This is a genomic window from Paenibacillus sp. P32E (genome assembly GCF_001909085.1).
In the GTDB taxonomy this organism is placed as follows: Bacteria; Bacillota; Bacilli; order Paenibacillales; family Paenibacillaceae; genus Paenibacillus_AQ; species Paenibacillus_AQ helianthi.
Map to the genome: position 1 here is coordinate 17,622 of NZ_LVYY01000021.1, position 20,064 is coordinate 37,685.

The following is a 20,064-nucleotide window of genomic DNA, read 5'->3' on the forward strand; positions in this document are numbered from 1 at the left end:
GGACTTCCGCCGCTGTCGTCTGCACTTCTACCGTTTAATAATTTATATAGCTTTGGAACCCTAATTCAGCGTAAGCACGGTGCCGTCCTTAAGCGTAACCCGCCATACCGGAATCAGCTGAAGCTTCTCCCCTTTGACAGCAGGCACATACACCGGAGTCAAATCCTTCACCGCAGAAGCCTGGCTAATTTGTGCCAATTGGCCCTCCAGCCTTTCCCCGAATGATAAATCTACAATCCGCTTGACCGCCTTGTCCTCTTCCACAAACATCAGGGAACGTTCATAGGATGATACGGTTCCTTGCTGAAGCTCCAGATTAATCACTCCGTATTGCAGCTTCGGCTGGCTGATAATCGGATAGGAGCCATAGGGAGAAGAACCATAGAACTGTTGAAAAGATACCTTACGTTCCTGCCTGCCCTCTTCTGTTGCAGCCAGCCGGTAAGTTCCATTCCAGCCCCCGTGCTCATTCACAAAATCAACGGCCTCCAGGGCGTCCTTAGCCGGAGTGCTGTCCCCAGCGGGAAGGGCAGCCGGATCACTATAGCTCATCCAGTTCTGTTCTTGATCGACCTGAAGACTGCGTTTGCTGTCTGTATAAATTTCGGAGCCGTCTTTTTCCGGAATATATCGGGTACTGCCTGCATCAAAAAAGAGATTGCTCTGCATCTGCTGAATCGTATACATGCCGGAGGGCATTTCGACTTCAACCATTGATACTTTGGCATCCGGCACATAATAATCGCCGTTCACTGCTTTGTAATTGGTCAGGTTATTGCCGAAATCGACATGCTGCTGCACATCCTGTACGGTGAGGTCGGCCTTGGCCGCTTCATAGACAATGTCGCCCCGGGTACTGAAGAAGACCGCGTGTGCTTTGGAATCATTCTTCATATTATAAATCCAAATCCTGTCGATGCTTTCCCCTTCAAATAGGGAATCGGGTGACAACTGCATGACCCGCTGCAGCAGGGTTACGGGAATTCCTGCACCAAAGGACAGCTCAATCCCCGGATTTTCATTCCGGATCTTATCCCAGTCGAAGTCTTGCACGGACCGCCGCTGAAAGCTCTCAAAGCTCCGGCCCTTCAGACGGTTAAGGATGAGATTATAAAACGTCGTATTGGGATAAAAAAGCGTATGCTTGCTCTCCCCCATATGAATAATCATTTTATCGGGATAGAGCAGGTTCTCCACCTTCTCCTCCGGCCCCATATTGTCTGTCTTCACATATAAATTCTCCGACATGACCGCTGAATCGCTGCCCGGCAACCGGTAGATCAGATAATAGCTCTCTACAAGACTCCCAAATACAAGCAGCGCAAGAACCCAGGATTTCACCTTTTCCTTCATGACTCACTCCCCCTCTCCTGCTTCAATGGCAGTGTAAAGGTGACCAGTGAGCCCTCATTCAGCTCCGATTGAAGGGAAATTGAGCCGCCATGTGCTTTGACAATTTCCCGGGCAATGGACAGTCCCAGGCCTGTGCCTCCCATGTTACGGGAACGGGCCTTGTCCACTCTATAGAAACGCTCAAAGATGCGCTCAATATCCTTCTTCGGGATACCGATTCCGGAATCCCGGACAGAAACAGCCAGCATCCCCTCTTCATTCTTCAGGGCTTCGAGCTGAATCGTCCCGCCCTCCGGCGTATATTTCAGCGCATTGGAGACCAGATTGCCCAGCACCTGATCGATTTGATCACGGTCGAGCCAAGCGCTCTCGACCTCTTTGCGGACTCTGGTGCTGATATGAATCCGTTTCTGGCGGATTTGAAAAGAGAAGCGGTCCGCCACATCCTCCAGCATCTCGGAAATATCGGTCTGCTGAATGCGCAGGCTGGATTCCTTCGAATCCAGACGTGAGAGATGCAGCAGATCCGTAACCAGGCGGATCATGCGCTCTGTCTCATTGCGGATGACCCCAACGAACCGCACGGCAAGCTGCGGATCTTCAAGTGCGCCGTCATCCAGTGCCTCGACATAGCTCTTGATGGTCGTTAGCGGTGTCCGCAGCTCATGCGACACATTCGCTACAAACTCACGGCGCGACTCTTCCAGATTCTCCTGCTCGGTCACATCCTGCAGGACCGCTATCGTACCCGCGATCCCTCTGCCCTCCCGCCGGTGTATAGGCGTGAAGGTAACACGCACAATGTTGGGATCTCCTCCGCCCATTGGCGACAGATGGAGCATTGCAGATTGGGCATTACCCTGAGCAAGGGAGCCTGACTGCTCATGATCCAGGCCGAGCAGCTCGTCCAGGGGAGCACCCTCCGGGAGCGGACCTTCTGAACCCAGCATATCTGCTGCCCGGGTATTCATCAGAATAACCCCGCCACTCTCATCGGTAGCGACAACACCGTCACTCATATTCGCCAGAATGGAAGCCAGCTTCTCTTTCTCCTCTTCATTCTGAGAGAGAGCTTCCCGTAATCTTCCAGTCATATAATTGAAAGCCTGACTTAGCTGGCCTATCTCATCGTTGCCGAAAACCGGCATTTTGCGGTTGAAGCGCCCTTCGGCTACCGCCGTGGCGTGCCGGGTCATTTCCTTAATCGGATGTGTGATCGTATGCGCCAGAATAACGCCCAGAACGGCCGTCAGCGCCAGTGCCAGCAGCAGTCCGGAGAGGAATACGCTGTTGATCCGGCTCATGGTGGCATACAGATCTTTCATGTCAGCAGCAATATAGATCGCTCCTACCACTTTGTCCCCGGAAAGCACGGGCTTGGCGACTACCTTCTTGCGCACATTATCATCCGCTATAATATACTCCTCATTGTCGCTGATTCCCTGAAGAGCGCGGCTGACCACTGTCTGGGTGTTGCGCTGGCCGACATAGTCATTCTGCGAAGGGACGGAAGTGGTGATGATCTTACCGCTTGCATCCAGCACCTGAATCTCGGCACCATTGATATACAAATTGTTGACCATACCGCGCAGACTTTCTACTGCAGTCTCTTCATCTGCGGTTCCGGCCTCACTGCCGAATTTATCGGCGGTCAGAATCGAGAGCATCTCCGCGCGCGCCTTGAGGTCCTTGGTGAAATTATCAGTGAGTGAATTCTTCATCGAGCTGACAAAATATACGCCAATTAGTTGCATCGCGATCAGAATCAGCAGTACATAAATGATTATAAGCCTGGCCTGTATCGTCCGGAAAAAGGACAGTCCCTTCATCACAACCCTCCGCTTTTGGGGCTATGCATCAAATAACCAAGTCCGCGCCGGGTAAAAATATATTCCGGTTTGCTGGGATTCTCCTCAATTTTCTCTCTCAGACGGCGGATCGTTACATCAACGGTCCGCACATCCCCGAAATACTCGAAACCCCATACGGCCTGCAGCAAATGCTCCCGGGTCATTACCTTGCCGGCGTGGCGAATCATATAATAGAGCAGTTCATACTCACGGTGCGTCAGATCAAGCGGCTCGCCTTCCTTATAGACCATGTACATGTCCGTATCCACAAACAGGCCAAAATGCTGTACCCCCTGCTTGCTTTCCAGTTGTTCACTCTGTGCTTCCGACGGTACCGGCTTATGCTGGCGCCGCATTTGCGCCTTGACTCTCGCCAGCAGTTCCCGCGTACTGAAAGGCTTGGTTACATAATCATCTGCTCCAAGCTCCAGGCCCAGCACCTTGTCGATCTCCCCATCTTTGGCGGTAAGCATAATAATCGGGATATCCAGATGAGCTGAACGCACCTCACGGCAGACATCCATGCCATCTTTGCCGGGAAGCATCAGGTCGAGCAGCATCAGGTCGGGCCGTTTGGACAAGGCAAGCTCTACTGCACTGTTTCCGTCAAAGGCGCAGATTACTTCATAGCCCTCTTTTTCCAAATTGAATTTCAATATATCAGCAATAGGCTGTTCATCGTCTACTACCAGAATCGTCCCCATCTGCATATGCTCCGCTTCACCTTTCTAACCATACTTATCATTGATTCTCTTATTTTAGCATACCTGTCCTGGCGTCACATCCTACGATGCGCATTCTTGTAATTTAAAAGCCGCCCGGAATCACTCGGACGGCTGGCTTAAGATATGAATTATTGCAGATACTTCATTGGATTGATCGCGATCCCGTTTTTGCGGATTTCAAAATGCAGATGTGTGCCGGTTGAACGTCCAGTGCTGCCCATGACTCCGATTTGCGTACCTTGTTCAAGTCTTTGTCCAAGAGAGACTGAAATTCTGCTCAAATGACCGTAGTACGTAATATACCCGTTATGATGATCTACAATCACTACGTTGCCATATCCGTTCTGTACACCTGCAAAGCTGACTGTTCCGGCATCGGCGGCTTTGATCGTACGGTTACCGGATACCAGGTCAACACCTTTATGTACGCGGCCCCAACGCTCGCCGTAGCTGCTGGAAATCGATGCACCCATCACCGGCCAGGCAAACATCCCTGTTCCTTCTCCGGCAGACTTGGTTTCCTTGTACGTTCCTTCTCCGACAACCTTGGTTCCCCGGTACACCACTTCCGGCAGCGAAGCATGCACCACCGTCTGTCCCAGCCATTCTTCCTTGACGACCAGACCATTTTCTTTGGTTAGGCGGTACTGCATCGTTTTGAGGCCAGTCTGTCCTGGACGTACCACTTTGCTCTTGCCTGCTGGGAGCAGATCGCTCTTACGCACAACCACATCCGGCTCGGTAACGACCTGTTCGCCCACCTGTTCTACGGTAACCACCGTAAGTGCGGGCTGGGGAACCGTCAATTGCAGAGTGTCGCCAATTTGCAGCGTCAATTCTTTGACCGTAGGATTGTTCTTGAAGATCTCAGCCTGTGTAGTATCATACAGCTTGGCGATACCAGAAATCGTGTCGCCTTCCTGTACCGTATACGTCAGCGGCTCCTCTTTGCCTTCGGTAAGTGCACTTACGGCTTCATCCACACTTAAGACTTTGTTCGGATCGGCTTTGACCGGTACAATAGACACCTGCTCGCGGATATCAGCCGACTCTACGGTATCCTTGGCACTGGTTGCGCCCTTGGCTGAACTTGAAGCAGCCGTCTTCTTGAGCTGCGCTCCTGTAGAAGCTTCGGTCTGCGGCATGTAATGCTCCTTGACACCTTTCAGCACGGCTGCTGCCGTCGCCTGATCCTTGACGATGCCAAGAACCTCGCCGTCTACCGTTAATTGCACACCTACCGCATAGGCCTTCAGCATGCCATCCAATTTGTCCAATGTGGCACGGCTGTCAACCTCAGGCTTAAAGGCTTTTTCGGCCTCGGTCGAAATCCCGTCTGTCTGCAGAACCATCACGGACTCAGGATACTTCACCTGATACTCCTGACTCTTCTGTTCAAATAGCTGCTCCAGATCAGCCTTTTGGCTGATCTTTCCGATTTCTTCGCCCTTCACCAGAACCTTATAGTAAGTTACCGTATTAGCGGTCACATACCTCTTCTCGGCTCCCACCAGAAACGCACCAAGCAGCACCAGGCCGGCCGAAGCCGCGATCCAGGAGCGCCGTAATCTCCGGGGTTTGGTCTCCTGATGAAAGACATTATCACTATCGGCATCGCTGCCCTGTTGACTTGCTACACCAAGCTCTGCGGAATACCCGTCATCGTTCCGCAGATTCCCCGCCTGGCGCATGAACTTAAATCCCTTCATGAAACTCTCCCTTTCAGTCCGCCCATTCCTACCGCACAGAGCGGCCAAGCTTTGTTATACGTCCCCTTTTATATATGCTGCAGCATCTATTTATCTATTTGCATGAGTACGAATGATCATGTTGTGAGGTACCTGAAAAAGGTTACAAAAAATTAACCCCTTATAGTCCTTTTTTACTGTACCACAGCCAGGAGAAAAATTTCAACTTTCCAAACACAACAAAACCCGCGAAAATCGCGGGTTTATTCCAGAAATATGACGCATAAACAGCCTTCCAGTGTCCAAAAAGTGACATTTTTTAATTTTGTGGACTGTCCTTGCTGTTTGGTGTAAGCATTTTCATTAAGGTCTCATATTCCTTTTGATCTACGTATTTCGCTATGACCTGCTGCAGTTCCTGGACTTCACTTTCTGTTAGCCCATCTTCCATGGCCTTGGATATCTTTTGCATTTCCTCCTGAGGCAGCTTAGCCATTAAAATATTGAAAATATTGGTTTTTTCATCAGCAGGCAGATTCTCCTTCAAATTCAGCATGGCCTCCGGTGTCATTACCAATTCCTGTTCACTGCCGGCTTCGCCCATCACAGGCAGGGCATCCTTAGGGGCATCTTCCTCCACCGTTTTCTCTCCACTTTTACCGCCAGTCGTATTTGGTTTACCTTCTTCCGTTTTGCTACTGTCTGGCACTGCAGTTTCTTTATCCTCAGCTGTAACTGGCGCCGGAGGTTTTGTGTCCATACCGGTCAGACTCTTCATAAATCCGCCGATCCCCGGCCCTGGGCCATCCAGCTTAATGTCGAAGCTTGCGAGCACCGACCGGATATACGTATTCACCACATAGGCTGTAGTCAGAATAGACAGTGCACTGGCCAGCACCACAATCAGGCAGACAGCAAGTGTACGCTTTACCATTTTCATCTTCATCTCTCCCTTGCTTCTGTTCATGGCCAATCTCAGGAATATCAGGCCTCGGGTCCTTCTATCCTTTCAGTATTGACTAGAACGCTGCAAGAGAAACGTCTGAACCGATATAGAGACTCTTTGATTATCGCCAGTAACAAATAAAAAGGAGCCTCAATAGAGGCCCCTCAGAGGATGAATCTTATATTCGATCTAGATATAGATTGGAAGTACTTGATTGGTCTGCTCACGGTTACGGCCTACGGAGAAGATCGAGATCGGAATGCCTGTAAGCTCCGACACCCGTTCAACATATTTCCGTGTATTCACCGGCAGGTCTTCCAGCGTCTTCGCCGAAGTGATATCCTCACTCCAGCCTGGAAGCTCCTCATAGACGGCTTCGCATTCTGCCAGCATTTTCAGTGAGGCCGGATAGTGGGTAATCACTTCTCCACGGTATTTATAACCTGTGCAGATCTTTACGGTTTCCAGACCACTGAGTACGTCAAGCGAGTTCAAGGACAGACCGGTAATTCCGCTGACGCGCCGGGCATGACGCACCACTACACTGTCGAACCAGCCTACGCGGCGTGCACGTCCCGTAACCGTACCATACTCATGACCAGTCTCACGGATGTAGTCGCCAATCGAATCGTTCAACTCGGTTGGGAACGGTCCATCACCAACACGGGTAGTATAGGACTTGGCTACACCGATAACCTGCTTAATCTTGGACGGACCTACACCTGAACCGATGCAGACCCCGCCCGCCGACGGATTGGAAGAAGTAACGAATGGATACGTGCCTTGGTCAATATCAAGCATAACACCCTGCGCGCCTTCGAACAGCACACGGGAATCGGCATCAATGGCCTCGTTCAGCACTACAGAGGTATCCGTAACATAGCCTCGGAGCACTTCTGCATACCCCAGATATTGGGTCAGAATTTCTTCTACGTCCAGCGCTTCCGCTCCATAGACCTGAGTAATTACCTGGTTCTTTTCTTCCATTAGGTGGCGCAGTCTCAGCTCGAACTCTTCTGCATCCATCAGATCAGCAATGCGGATACCGTTACGGGCGGCCTTATCCATGTAAGCCGGGCCAATCCCTTTGCGGGTAGTGCCGATTTTGTTCGGGCCTTTACGGTCCTCTTCCAGCGCATCCAGCAGCATATGATATGGCATGATGACATGGGCGCGGTCACTGATCACCAGATTCTTGGTGTCGAAGCCGTTCTCATGAATATAATTAATTTCTTGAATCAGCGCTTCAGGGTTGATAACCATTCCGTTACCGATGACACAAGTTTTCTCTTTATAAAATACTCCTGATGGAATCAAGCTCAGCTTGAACTTCTTCCCGTCAATCAGAATCGTGTGACCGGCATTGTTACCCCCTTGATACCGGGCGACCACATCTGCGCTCTCTGCCAGAAAATCCGTGATCTTGCCTTTGCCTTCGTCTCCCCATTGTGTTCCCACGACGACTACCGTTGACATGTTCATTCCTCCGTAGGTGCTCGCTTAGCACCATTATTTTTCAAAATAGAAGAATCTATATGATTAAGCTATAAATTATCCTTCTATTTCCCGCTGAAACCCGCCGTCCCTTTAGGACAGCGAAGCCGTTTCCACTTGTAATATGGGCTCTGTACTCGCTTCTTATGTACGCAGCCCTCCGGACGCCCGGCGGTTTAACCCGCTAAAGCACAATAACCAGTGTAACAGCGGTACTTTTTAAAGTCAAATAAAAACGAACGATCTCACAAGGAAATGTGTGATCGTTCGGATATTGTACAAAAAATGCCTAACCTGCAAACGGTTCGTTATGAGCACGCTCGTAGTTGACGAATTTGTTGAAATTTTTCAGGAACACCAGCTCTACGGTGCCTACAGGACCATTACGCTGTTTGGCAATAATAATTTCGATGATATTCTTCTTTTCAGTATCCTGATTATAGTAATCATCACGATACAGGAAGGCCACGATATCGGCATCCTGCTCAATCGAGCCCGATTCACGAAGGTCACTCATCATCGGACGTTTATCCTGACGCTGCTCCACACCACGGCTGAGCTGAGACAAAGCAATCACCGGTACATCCAGCTCACGGGCAATCTGCTTCAAAGTACGGGAGATCTCCGAGACTTCCTGCTGACGGTTCTCACCGCCCTTGCCGCGCCCCTGAATGAGCTGCAAATAGTCAATGACAATCATGCCCAGACCTTTTTCCTTCTTCAGTCTTCGGCATTTTGCACGAATATCCGTAACCGTAATACCGGGAGTGTCGTCAATATAGATTTCCGCTTCGGACAAAGATTGAATTCCCATCGTCAGCTTCGACCAGTCATCATCACTTTTGAAGTCACCAGTACGCATAATATTGGCATCCAGATTCGCTTCAGCACAAATCATACGTTGAACCAACTGCGGCGCCGACATTTCCAGACTGAAAATAGCGACAGTCTCTTTGGCCCGAACCGCTACATTCTGGGCAATATTCAGGGCGAATGCTGTTTTCCCTACAGAAGGACGGGCAGCCACAATAATCAGGTCATTCCGCTGAAAGCCGTTAGTCATATGGTCAAGGTCCACGAATCCGGTAGGAATCCCGGAGGTTCCCCCCTTGTTCTGATGGAGCAGCTCCACCCGGTCGAATACCTGCATGAGCACATCACGGATGGCAATAAATCCGCTGCCACTGCGCCGGTTAGAGATTTCAAGAATCCGCCGCTCGGCATCGCTGAGCATACCACCTACATCTTCTCCGCCGGTATAACCTTCACTGACAATCTGCGTCGCGGTACGGATCAAGCGCCGCAGCATCGCCTTCTCTTCGATAATTTGGGCATAGTATTCGACGTTGGCTGCAGTCGGCACCGCATGCGCCAGCTTCGCCAGATAGCTGACACCGCCGATATCCTCAAGCTGTCCCTTGTCCTGCAGTCTGGACGTCAGTGTAACCAGGTCAATCGGCTGGCTCTCTTCTCCGAGCTGCACCATCGCTTCAAATATCATCTGATGCGGTTTATCGTAGAAGTCTTCGGTATTCACCCGCTCCATCGCGGTGATCAGCGCCTCATCCTGCAGGAGCACAGCACCGATTACAGCCTGCTCTGCCTCCAGGTTCTGCGGGGGAATCCGATCGAAAAAGAGATCTCCACCCATCTTACTCCTCCGTTACCTGAACCGTGAGGTTAGCCTTTACTTCAGTATGCAGCTTCACCGTCACCTGAAATGTACCCACATGGCGGATCGGATCATTCAGTTCAATTTTACGCTTATCAATCGAAATCCCCTGGGTTGCTGCGAGGGTTTCACCAATTTGCTTGCTTGTAATGGCACCGAACAGCCGGCCGCCTTCGCCAGCTTTGGCTTTTAGAGTCAATGTCAGCTCGTCCAGCTTCTTGCCCAGCTGAACGGCTTCCTCTTTCTCCTGATCCTTGCGGCGCTGCTCAGCAGCAGCCTGATTCTCCAGAGTCTTCACATTGCCTTCAGTAGCCGGGCGAACCAGTCCACGCGGCAGCAGGAAGTTGGCTGCATAACCCTCTGATACCTCTTTAACTTGCCCCTTCTTGCCCTGACCCTTAACATCTTTTATGAAAATGACCTTCATTCGAACAGCCCCTCTTTCGCTTCAATTTCAGCCAGTACTGCAAGCAGTCTGGCTTCTGCTTCCTTGCTTGTTCCTTCTAGCTGAACGGCAGCATTGGACAAGTGTCCGCCACCTCCCAGCTTTTCCATAACTACCTGCACGTTCATCCGCCCGAGTGACCGCGCGCTGATGCCAATGAGGCCGTCAGGCCGTTCGCTGATAACGAATGAAGCCACCACGTTCGTCATGCCCAGTAGCGTATCCGCCGTCTGGGCAATCAGCAGCTGCGGAATCTTCATTCCCGGAGCCGTGACAACCAGTGCTATATGATCATACACCATCCGGGCATGTTTGATAATTTCCGCTTTTGAAATATACTCCTGCAGATCCTCCTTCAGCATACGCTGAATCAGAATCGTGTCTGCGCCGACCCGCCGCAGAAATCCTGCCGCTTCAAAGGTACGAGAGCCGGTGTGCAGCGCAAAATGCTTGGTGTCCACCGTAATTCCGGCCAGGAGCATTGTAGCTTCCAGCGGGCTGAGCTTGATCTTGTCATGAATATACTGCAGAAGCTCTGTAACCAGCTCGCACGTAGATGAGGCATACGGCTCCAGATAGACCAGCACAGCATCGTTGATGAACTCTTCACCTCTGCGGTGATGGTCAACGACCACTATCCGGCTGGCATACTGCACCAGGCGGGGTTCCATGGTCATCGAGGCCTTATGGGTATCCACTACGATCAGCAGTGTATGCTCCGTCATGATCTGCAGCGCTTGTTCTGTAGAAATAAAAGCTTTGTTCAATTCCTCATCCCGGCGGATTTGCTCCATCATCCGGGTAATCGAAGGATTCGGCGTCTCCATCACAATGTTAGCTTCTACATTGTACATTTGCGCTGCTTTGAGCAGACCAATCGCAGCTCCTACAGCATCGATGTCTGGCGTCCGGTGGCCCATGATCAGCACCCGGTCGCTTTCCTGCATCAGGTCTCGCAGGGCGTGGGCAATAACACGGGCCCGCACTCTCGTACGCTTCTCAGCTGCATTACTCTTACCGCCATAGAAAGACAGCCGCTGGCCCGCCTTCACGGCCGCCTGATCGCCGCCCCGGCCAAGTGCCATATCAAGACTGGACTGCGCCAGTGCTCCTAGCTCGCTGGCCGATTCTGAACCGTAGGCAAGTCCGATGCTAAGCGTCATCGGCACCTTGAGATCAGCGGTCATCTCCCGCACCTCGTCCAGAATGACGAACCGGCTCTCCTCAAGCGCCTGCAGGCTACGGTGATTAAGCAACATGAGGTACCGCTCCGAAGACAACCGGCGCAGGTATACTTCAAACTGCTTGCTCCACTCCGTAATCTCACTCGCTACCTTGGCGATCAGCGAGGTACGTTGCTGATCGTCCATCCCCTGAGCCGCTTCATCCAGATTATCCATCATCACGATGCCGATCGCGAGCTTCTCTTCTTCGTAACGTTCGCGCAGCACCACAAGCTCAGTGATATCATACAAATACAGCATTCGCTCACTAGGGATTACGACGACCTGATAATAACGTTCATCGACGGCAATCTCCTGACGGATATCCTTCAGACTGTTATCTTTGGAGACTTCCCTCTTAACCGGCACATGAGTGGCAAGGGAGGGCATAATATCGGGCAGCAACTCCTCCATTTCATCCCCAACCAAAGATTTGCGTGAGAAAATATCACCGGCACTGCGGTTGTTCCACTCTACTTTCCGGTCCTCACTGTACAGAATAATGCCGAGTGGAAGCATTCCGACCGCTTCCCCCTCCACGCGCTTGATGCGAAAGGATAGCCCATTGATATATTCCACCAGATTCCGGCGGAACGAGAGTTCTGCCTGCAGCATAGAGAAGCAGAGGGTCCCTGCCAGAAACAGACTGGCGACACCAATAACCCAATTATAGACACTGACTACTATGATCAGCAGCAGCAGCAGCATAAACGCCCATACGGTATGATAGCCGTGCCAGCGTCTTTGCAGAAATTTTGGCATGAGCTCTCACCCTATCGTTTCGATTTCGTCACAAGCTCGCGCAGCGGGAACGCCAGGTCAACTATACCGATGATCCACAGCCCCGGCATAAAAATAACGGGAATCGACAGCAGGAGTGCCACAACCTTGCTCCATTTTCGCTCGTAGACCAGGAAGAAAAGGAAGCCGATGGCCTGAATGATAAAACCTATCCGCAATAACGGCAGCAGATTGTCGGAAATCATCGGCATGAATCCGCTGTCTGATCCCCCAAACATAAGGCTAAGCACTACACCCAGCAGATAATACCAGATGAACGATCTTGGAAGTCTCCAATCACGGGCTGGCTTCAGTCGCGGAACTGCATATTCCATACTATTCAGAATCGGACGGACAATGGAATGTGTGATCACGGCTATCATGAATGAGCTGATGATCAATGTCATTGGGATAATCTGCACAGTCATATGGCTAATCGTATTAACATCCTCGGAAGAGAGCTTCAATTCCGAAATCAGAGGATTGCTGGCCCCCAGCTCCGACAGCGGTGAATTCACCATCTGCAGCACATCATTCACATAGGTGGTAAGATCGAAATTGAATAATGCGGTTCCTAACAGCAGCAGCAACAGAAATTCACCAAGAATGGTGATCATTCCGGCGAGCAGTGTAGACATCGCTGATGAACGTTTCTTGTACCAACGCCCCATCACTAGTGCGGGTATCAAGAAATAGACCGCTATCAAGACATAGACGGGTGTAATCAGACCGACAATCAGCAGCACGGGCAGAATATGGAGAATAAACTGCTTCGTATTCAGAGTAGTGAACAGCACTACTGCCGGAATAATCATAAATAATGTAGTGATAATGAGCAATGGGGTTGATAATGAGAGCAGCAACAGCAGATACGCTATGCTCCATGCCACCGATGTCCAGCGAAATTTCAACAGTATTCACCTCTTACGCATATGTTCTTCTAATGCAGATATATCCTGGTACCATTCTTCCAATTGATGCCCTTCCTGCCTGTGTTTTCTGAGCTTTTCAATCAGCAGATCGTCGAGTTCACGATAGGGGATTCCAAGTCTGCGACCCAAAATATAAGAACTCATAATCAGGCTGGCCAGACTGTCTCCCACACGCGCGGTACTGCCTTCCCAGAGCGCTTTGAACAACCGTGAGACTTGATCAATAACTTCGGTCTTCAACCATTCAATTACCTTGGCGCGTTTGGCTACATCCAAATCCTTCGGCACATTGGGCACAGTCTCTCTACCTCCGGCAAAAAGCATTATTCTCCATTATAGCATAAATAATTCCCAGCTACACGGGACGTCCACCGTCCCGGAAGTACTCGCTGTATTTTCAAAAAAGGCCCGCATTCCGTGCTCGCCGGAAATACAGGCCTTGATCCATACTGCCTCAGGTCGCAAAACAAAATAAGATGGCTTACACCGATTCCTGTGACTGGCGTGAAACAACCTTTTCACAATATTCAATAATTTGACTCCGGCGTACGATACCAATGAACCGGTTCATGTCATCGACAACAGGCACAAAGTTCTGTACCTTGGCTAAATTGATTAGATCCTCCATATCCGCATCAATGGATACCGGCAGATTATTCATCCGCAGCGGCACATCCTTCAGCAGAAATTTGGAAGCATTTTCGAACGTCACCGCCCCACCCGAATCCTTCATATACCAGAGCAGATCACCTTCCGTTACTGTTCCTGCATACTCCCCGTTCCGGTTCAGAATCGGCACAGCAGTATAGCGGTGAAACTCCATCCGTTCCAGAGTCTGACGCAGCGTTGAATCGAGGGTCACGCACGCCACCTCCTGTTTCGGAAGTAAAAAAAACGCAATATTCATCTCTTGATCCTCCTCAAAGAGTTCCGAAGGAATTATTATGCCTTACCCTTTCCTTGAAGCAAGGGCCATCCGTAATTATACGTCTTTAGCCAATCATTCGTTCCATTTTATTATAGCATGAGAACAGTAAGCAGCAGCCATTAAGATTGCGTATGGCTGCTGCTATCATTGCTTATTCTTTTACGAAGGAATTACTGTGCTGCGGATGTAGCCGCAGGCTCCAGTGCATTTTGTGCTTTGCCCGGTTCGATTAATTGATCCACCGGTGTGCTGGCATTCATCCAGTTGTCGATCATCGCTTTGGCTTCAGTCAGGTCCTTTTCATCAACGATATCATAATACACACCACCGATGCGTTTGCCCTCACCCATCACGGTAAAACTGGAAATATCCATATCTTTTCCGCCCATGAATTTTCTGGCCAGACTAATGATTGTAGACGGCGCAATATCCGTCTTGAAATTGTCGCCCATAATATCCAGCAGCTCGGGGATGTTCCCGATTTGGCTGATGGACAGCATCTTGTTCGCAACTACATCAATGAATACCTGTTGCCGTTTCGTACGGTTAAAGTCACTGTCTTCACGGTAGCGCGTATAGTTGAGGGCCTCTTCACCATTATAATTGGATTTGCCGCCTTCAATAGTGAATTTCTCATGATCCTTACCCTTGTTCACAATGTCTTTTTTGATCGGCAGCGGTACACCGCCAATGGCATCAACCGCATCCTTTAGGCCCTGGAAATTTATAGTGGCATAATATTGAATGTCGTGTCCAAGCAGGTTCTCCAGCGTATCCTTGGCCATCTTCTGGCCCCCGAACGCATAGGCATGCGTAATTTTATCCTTTTTGTTGTCATCGTGTCCGATGATCTCGGTGTACGTGTCCCGTGGAATAGAGATCAGTAGAATTTTATAATCTTCAGGCCGGATAACCGCGTAGATCATCGTATCAGAACGGGCCGTTTCATTTTTACGCTGGTCCGTACCCAGCAGCATTAGAGAAAACGGGTCGCTTTTGTACACAACAGGCTCGGGTTTTATCGTAGTATTCCCATCGTTCACTAGAGGCTGGTAAGATTTCTGGGACAGCTTATTCTCGACCCGATCCGACAAAAATAGATCAAAGGCCAGTACCGCCAGCTGTTTTTGGAATAGAAATCCTCCACCGATTAATACTACAAGTGCAGCAATGATGATGATGTATCTTGTCTTTATTTTTTTGATTTTTTTCATGATTTTTTGATTCCTTCTTTATGGTGGAATGGTTATATGATTGCTTGCGATCTATTTACAATGCTTGCCTGGAGCGCACCAAGCAGTCATGGTTGTGCTTTTCTTAGCTGTTAAGATTTTGACCGATTCGGTATTATTATGTTTCCCCCCTTTCTGGAATTCGGGTCATTCTATTTGTAGAATAAACATGGAAAACGGCTTTGACACATAAACAATATTTCTATTGTAATCACTTGCCGCTAAAAAAGAAACAACAAATAACGACATGTTTAGTGCTGGAGCTACTTGCAATCCATAAAGGATATGACGAATGAAACTTCATTTTGATGCAGAATTAATAAAAAAGAAGCAAAACTGCAAGGTCCGCCTTCCACAGGCAGCGGCTCCCCAGCTTTGCTTCAATTCAATCCTCTTCCTTAATCCACCAAGTCTGTGGTTCAATAATAGTGCTCATGGAATTCACCCGAACGTTCTGCAGACGTTTGTTAACGGCCGTAATATTTGTGCGTTCGGCAAAAAAGATCATCGGCACTTCCTCGTTGATTAATTTTTGCCATTCATAGTAGACCTGCTTGCGGTACTCTTTATCATAGGATTTGATTCCTACACCTTCACGGATCAAATCTTCACTACGCTTTGAACTGTACCGTGGATAATTCCACAGATCAGTCGCTCTCCATAGACCGGAGGGGTCCGGATCGCTGGCCAACCCCCATACTCCGTTGAACAACTCAACTGAGGGATCGTCATTTTCTACAGCTTCGTAGAAGTCATTAAGCTCCTTAAGCTTGCCTCCGTTCAGCCGGACATCCAGTCCGACATCGCGCCAATTCTGGAGAATTGCCTGCGTTCTTGCTTCAGCGGTTGTCGTTCCGGTCATGGCATCGTAGTTTATTATAAATGAGTGTCCTTTGGGGTCTTCACGCAATCCATCGCCATCCCTGTCCACATAGCCGGCTTCGTCCAGGAGTGTCTTTGCTGTATCCGGATTGTAGTCATACGTATTGATTTCTGCGTTGGGAATCTTAGCCCAGCTTGAGCTGGAAACCGGAGTTTCAATCAGACTGCCAAGACCATAAGAGTACTGGTCAATAATTCCCTTCCGATCGAGTGCGTAATACATGGCCTGGCGTAGACGCTTATCGGCGAACTTGGGATTATTCATAATAATCTGCTGGGTTTCCTTATCCCAAGATCCGAATTTGAATCCTATGTATTCGTAAGATAGCTCCGGAGATTCCAAAACCGCCACCTGGTCCAGCTGCTTCAGCGATGCATAGGCATCACGCGGGGCTGAAGCTATATCCACTTGATTCTCTTCAAGAAGATTCACGATTTCCTTATCATCAAACACTTTATACTGCACTCCGTCCAAGAAAGCCTTCCCCTGATAGTAATGATCAAATCGCTTCATCTCCACAAGCTGCCCGGGCTGGATATTTGTTACCTCAAAGGGGCCAATCCCGATAGGATGCTTCCGCACCGGATCGCTGTCCGGCATATCCTTCACCGCGATTCCGCTGAAAACCTTTTTATTCATCGGGTAGGACCACAGGTTGTCCAGTGCATTTACCCGAACCCCGTTCATCGTAATTCTCAGTGTATAGGGGTCAATCACTTTTATCCCGCTGATCTCCTTGGCTTCCCCTTTATGATAGGCTTCTGCGCCCTTAATCATTTCCACACTGTAGTACCGTGACCCTGTATATTCCGGGCTGGCAATGGTCTCCAGTGCAAACTTCCAGTCTTCTACAGTTAACTCATCGCCATTATGCCAGCGGACACCCGCCTTTATTTTGAAGGTGAACACGGTGTGGTCGTCTGATTCCTGCCAGGAGGCAATGCCCGGAACGGTGGTTAAGTCATCTTTTACCTTAAACATGGATTCTGTAATGAACTCCAGTACCTGGAAATCGTCCTCACCCTCATAAAAAGCGGGATCAAACAACCCTTGAAACGGAGAGGAGTAGCCATAAGTGATGGTTCCCCCAGCTACAGGAACTTCTGACGTATTATTCGAAAGAATTCCATAGGAAAGCCGCTCAGAGCTAATACCGCTGCAAGCAGACAGCATCATAGCCATCGCCAGCACCAGTGTGCCATATCTGCGCTTCATCATATCATTCTTCCCTTCTTCCATTGTAAGCGCTATCCACAGATTGTTTTATTAATCATTTCTATTCTCATTCTTTACAGCCTTTATAGACTATAATATTGAGGATATACAATAATCAGTCTAAAGTGAAGCACTTAATTCAACTTCGTACCCTACTAGCCCTTGTGGTAACATCCATACTTTTTGAAAAAAGCCTGCCCAAGGGGCAGGCCTTTGCATTTTCTGCTGCGGTTACTCGTCCTTCTCCTCATGAATAATAGTAAGGCCTTCCACATGCTTTTTCCGCATCAACTTACGCATTTTCCGTGTTTCCTTACTCTCGAAAATAATATCAAAATCATATTCCTCCGGATAGAGCTCTTCTTTAGAGAGGTATGGTCTTAGACGTTTATGGTTGAATTTCATTTTTTGCTTTTGAATCATAACGCCAACCATTCCCATTCCGTCCCTTGCCTCATAGACGATTCCCGTTCTGCCCAGTGGCTTCACATACACCGCATCTCCTACTTCATATTCCTTCTTCTGTTCCTTGCCATCACCTGTTTGAGCAGAGTTTAGGTCTCCTGATAAATCCTCTGTCAGTCCTGCAGAAACACTTGAAGCCAGCTCTTTCTCAGGGGAATCATTCCCTTCCACATGTTTGAACCCTTCACCTGATTTGCCGTGTCCTGAACGGTTAAAGTTGTTCCAGTACCTTTTATCTCCGTCCACTTCATGCTGCCCTTCTACAAGCTGCTGCGAGCGCCGGATAACAGACTCGGGGATGCCTAATTTTTCGGCAATTTGCAGGGCATAACTTTCACCCGCTTCACCAATAGTTAACTGGTAGATCGGTTGCAGCGTATTCTTGTCAAACTCCATCCGCGCATTTTGGAACCCGCTGGTGGATGCGGCGAAGACCTTAAGTTCATTAAAATGAGTAGTAACTATTATATTAGCTCCTTTGCGGTTCAGTTCCTCGAGAATGGCTATCGAAAGTGCGAAGCCTTCTCCAGGGTCCGTACCCGCCGCCAGCTCATCAATCAGCAGCAGTACACCCTTGCCCGCATCTCTAAGCATCCCTTCTATACTCTTCATCTGTGCTGAAAAGGTGCTTAGAGACTGTGTTAGACTCTGTCCGTCCCCAATCACGCTGATGACATCCGAGAACACAGTGAAGTCGCTGTCTGGCTCTACAGGGATTAGCAGCCCTGATTGAACCATTAGGGTTAGCAGCCCCAACGTTTTGAGCACTACCGTTTTGCCGCCCGTATTTGGTCCGGTGATGATAAGGGACTTGTAGCCATTGCCGAATTCCAGACTCACTGGAATCATCCCATCCAGATTAGGGTGCCGGCCCCCATTCATCCTCAAGTAACCGCGGTCATTCAGGGCAACATTTCTTGCACCCATTGTACGCGCATATTTGGCTTTGGCGAAAATAAAATCATAGTTGCCTGTAATTTCAATATTCAGCCGCAGCGCCGCCTGCTCCTTCTCCAAAAGCCCTGTCAGCATGCTTAGAATCTGCATCTCTTCCCTAGCCTCCTCAGCCCCCAGCAATTCGAGCTCCCCCTGCATGGCGGCGATCTCAAAGGGCTCTACAAATACGGTCTGTCCGCTGGTTGACTGATCCAGTACCGCTCCTTTTACCTGCTTGTGATATTCTCGCTTTACAGGAATTACATACCGCCCACCGCGCATGCTGACGAGGTTCTCCTGAAGGATTCCCTGATGCCTCGACATTACAGCTTCTATCTTCCTCTGCAGGCGATCCTTGGCTACAGCCAATCGTTTCCGGACCCGTTCCAGCCCTTTGCTGGCGTGGTCATCAATGGTCCCTAGTCGTATACAGCGTTCAATCTCCTCCCGCACGTCTCTCAGCTCCACTAGAGAAGCCGCATAGGAAGCAATCCGTGGAGCCGTTTGCTCTTTGGCCTTCATGTATTTACGCAGCTGGCTGCAGCTCTGCAGAAACACCGATACTGCCATGAAATCCTTCTCACTATATAGATATCCTGTTCCTAGCAGCGACATTAGGTTCTCCATTCCCTCGAGGGAGGGAATCGGTACGCTTGCTCCTCTTTCCAAAAGCTCCTTCGCCTCAGCAGTTTCATCCAGCGCCCTGTGAATGGCCGGAAGATAGGTCATAGGCTCAAGGCCGCTTACCGCCTTTTTCCCTTCATAAGATACGGTGTGACGTCCAAGCTCCGCCCTCATTTCCTCATATTGCAGGGTGATCTGGCTTTGTGTATTCATTATTCAATGTTCCTCCCTTATCCCTCACCTGAACGCTCAGGCGGGCTGCTGATCTGTCCGTAACGCAAAAAAGGGCAAAGACTGCCACTACGGCTGTCTTTGCCCTCATTCACTGCTGCAATCCTCTTTGTGCTTCAGCCACTTGCCCCTTTGGGGATATTCAGCCTGAAGACAGAAAAAACCGTGCTGCAAGAGCACGGTTAAATCACAAAGAGAACATTAGCCGTAAAGAGGCCATATGACGCTTCGCGTGTGTCCTTAACTAATTCACTCACCTTCCCTGAAGCACGAGCACATCCTGCTGGACATACTCAAACACAGCCTGCTTTACTCTAAGAGCGGGCCTTATGTAGCTTACGGGTTAGATGATATGAAATTGCTTAGTTAAGAACGCTCACCAACATCAAAATTTCCCCTTTAGTTATAGGATACCTGTAATTTACTACATTCCATCACCTTC

At 49.5% G+C, this 20,064-nt stretch carries 15 protein-coding genes; all 15 read right to left on the reverse strand.

All coding sequences use genetic code 11. The features are described 5' to 3' along the window. Positions 1-60: 60 nt before the first annotated feature. Positions 61-1,353, reverse strand: a complete 1,293-nt coding sequence (locus A3848_RS18895; RefSeq protein ID WP_074086458.1) for a YycH family regulatory protein — start codon at positions 1,351-1,353, stop codon at positions 61-63. Further along, positions 1,350-3,182 carry a cell wall metabolism sensor histidine kinase WalK gene (gene walK, locus A3848_RS18900; protein WP_074086459.1) on the reverse strand — a complete coding sequence of 611 codons (1,833 nt, stop codon included), beginning with the start codon at positions 3,180-3,182 and terminating at the stop codon, positions 1,350-1,352. The genes A3848_RS18895 and walK overlap by 4 nt, the downstream gene beginning before the upstream one ends. Further along, positions 3,182-3,913, reverse strand: a complete 732-nt coding sequence (gene yycF / locus A3848_RS18905) for a response regulator YycF (RefSeq protein ID WP_074086460.1) — start codon at positions 3,911-3,913, stop codon at positions 3,182-3,184. The genes walK and yycF overlap by 1 nt, the downstream gene beginning before the upstream one ends. Before the next feature lie 143 nt (positions 3,914-4,056). After that, the gene (locus tag A3848_RS18910) at positions 4,057-5,637 is read right to left on the reverse strand and encodes a peptidoglycan DD-metalloendopeptidase family protein (RefSeq protein ID WP_074086461.1); all 1,581 of its coding nucleotides are present in this window, start codon (positions 5,635-5,637) and stop codon (positions 4,057-4,059) included. A 298-nt stretch (positions 5,638-5,935) separates the two neighbouring features. After that, complete coding sequence (locus A3848_RS18915; protein WP_074086462.1) at positions 5,936-6,556, reverse strand: hypothetical protein; 621 nt, start codon at positions 6,554-6,556, stop codon at positions 5,936-5,938. A 195-nt stretch (positions 6,557-6,751) separates the two neighbouring features. Then, the gene (locus A3848_RS18920; RefSeq protein ID WP_074086463.1) at positions 6,752-8,038 is read right to left on the reverse strand and encodes an adenylosuccinate synthase; all 1,287 of its coding nucleotides are present in this window, start codon (positions 8,036-8,038) and stop codon (positions 6,752-6,754) included. 307 nt (positions 8,039-8,345) lie between these two features. Next, a complete protein-coding gene (gene dnaB, locus A3848_RS18925; RefSeq protein WP_074086464.1) occupies positions 8,346-9,707 on the reverse strand; it encodes a replicative DNA helicase in 1,362 nt (453 codons plus the stop codon). Between the two features lies 1 nt (position 9,708). Then, positions 9,709-10,155, reverse strand: coding sequence for a 50S ribosomal protein L9 (rplI, locus tag A3848_RS18930; protein WP_074086465.1), 447 nt, complete (start codon positions 10,153-10,155; stop codon positions 9,709-9,711). Continuing rightward, positions 10,152-12,158 (reverse strand): DHH family phosphoesterase, encoded by a 2,007-nt coding sequence (locus tag A3848_RS18935; protein WP_074086466.1) that lies wholly within the window; start codon positions 12,156-12,158, stop codon positions 10,152-10,154. Before A3848_RS18935 ends, rplI begins: the two co-directional genes overlap by 4 nt. A gap of 11 nt (positions 12,159-12,169) precedes the next feature. After that, complete coding sequence (locus tag A3848_RS18940; RefSeq protein ID WP_074086467.1) at positions 12,170-13,087, reverse strand: DUF2232 domain-containing protein; 918 nt, start codon at positions 13,085-13,087, stop codon at positions 12,170-12,172. A gap of 6 nt (positions 13,088-13,093) precedes the next feature. Then, complete coding sequence (locus tag A3848_RS18945; protein WP_025707985.1) at positions 13,094-13,396, reverse strand: MazG-like family protein; 303 nt, start codon at positions 13,394-13,396, stop codon at positions 13,094-13,096. Positions 13,397-13,589: 193 nt separating this feature from the next. After that, positions 13,590-14,015, reverse strand: a complete 426-nt coding sequence (locus A3848_RS18950) for a CBS domain-containing protein (RefSeq protein WP_074086468.1) — start codon at positions 14,013-14,015, stop codon at positions 13,590-13,592. A gap of 191 nt (positions 14,016-14,206) precedes the next feature. Next, on the reverse strand, positions 14,207-15,250 hold the full coding sequence (locus A3848_RS18955) for an LCP family protein (RefSeq protein WP_244169802.1): 1,044 nt from the start codon (positions 15,248-15,250) through the stop codon (positions 14,207-14,209). A gap of 403 nt (positions 15,251-15,653) precedes the next feature. Further along, positions 15,654-17,366, reverse strand: coding sequence for an oligopeptide ABC transporter substrate-binding protein (opp4A, locus tag A3848_RS18960; RefSeq protein WP_083612238.1), 1,713 nt, complete (start codon positions 17,364-17,366; stop codon positions 15,654-15,656). Positions 17,367-17,597: 231 nt separating this feature from the next. Beyond that, positions 17,598-19,604 carry an endonuclease MutS2 gene (locus A3848_RS18965; RefSeq protein ID WP_074086469.1) on the reverse strand — a complete coding sequence of 669 codons (2,007 nt, stop codon included), beginning with the start codon at positions 19,602-19,604 and terminating at the stop codon, positions 17,598-17,600. Between the last annotated feature and the right edge of the window lie 460 nt (positions 19,605-20,064).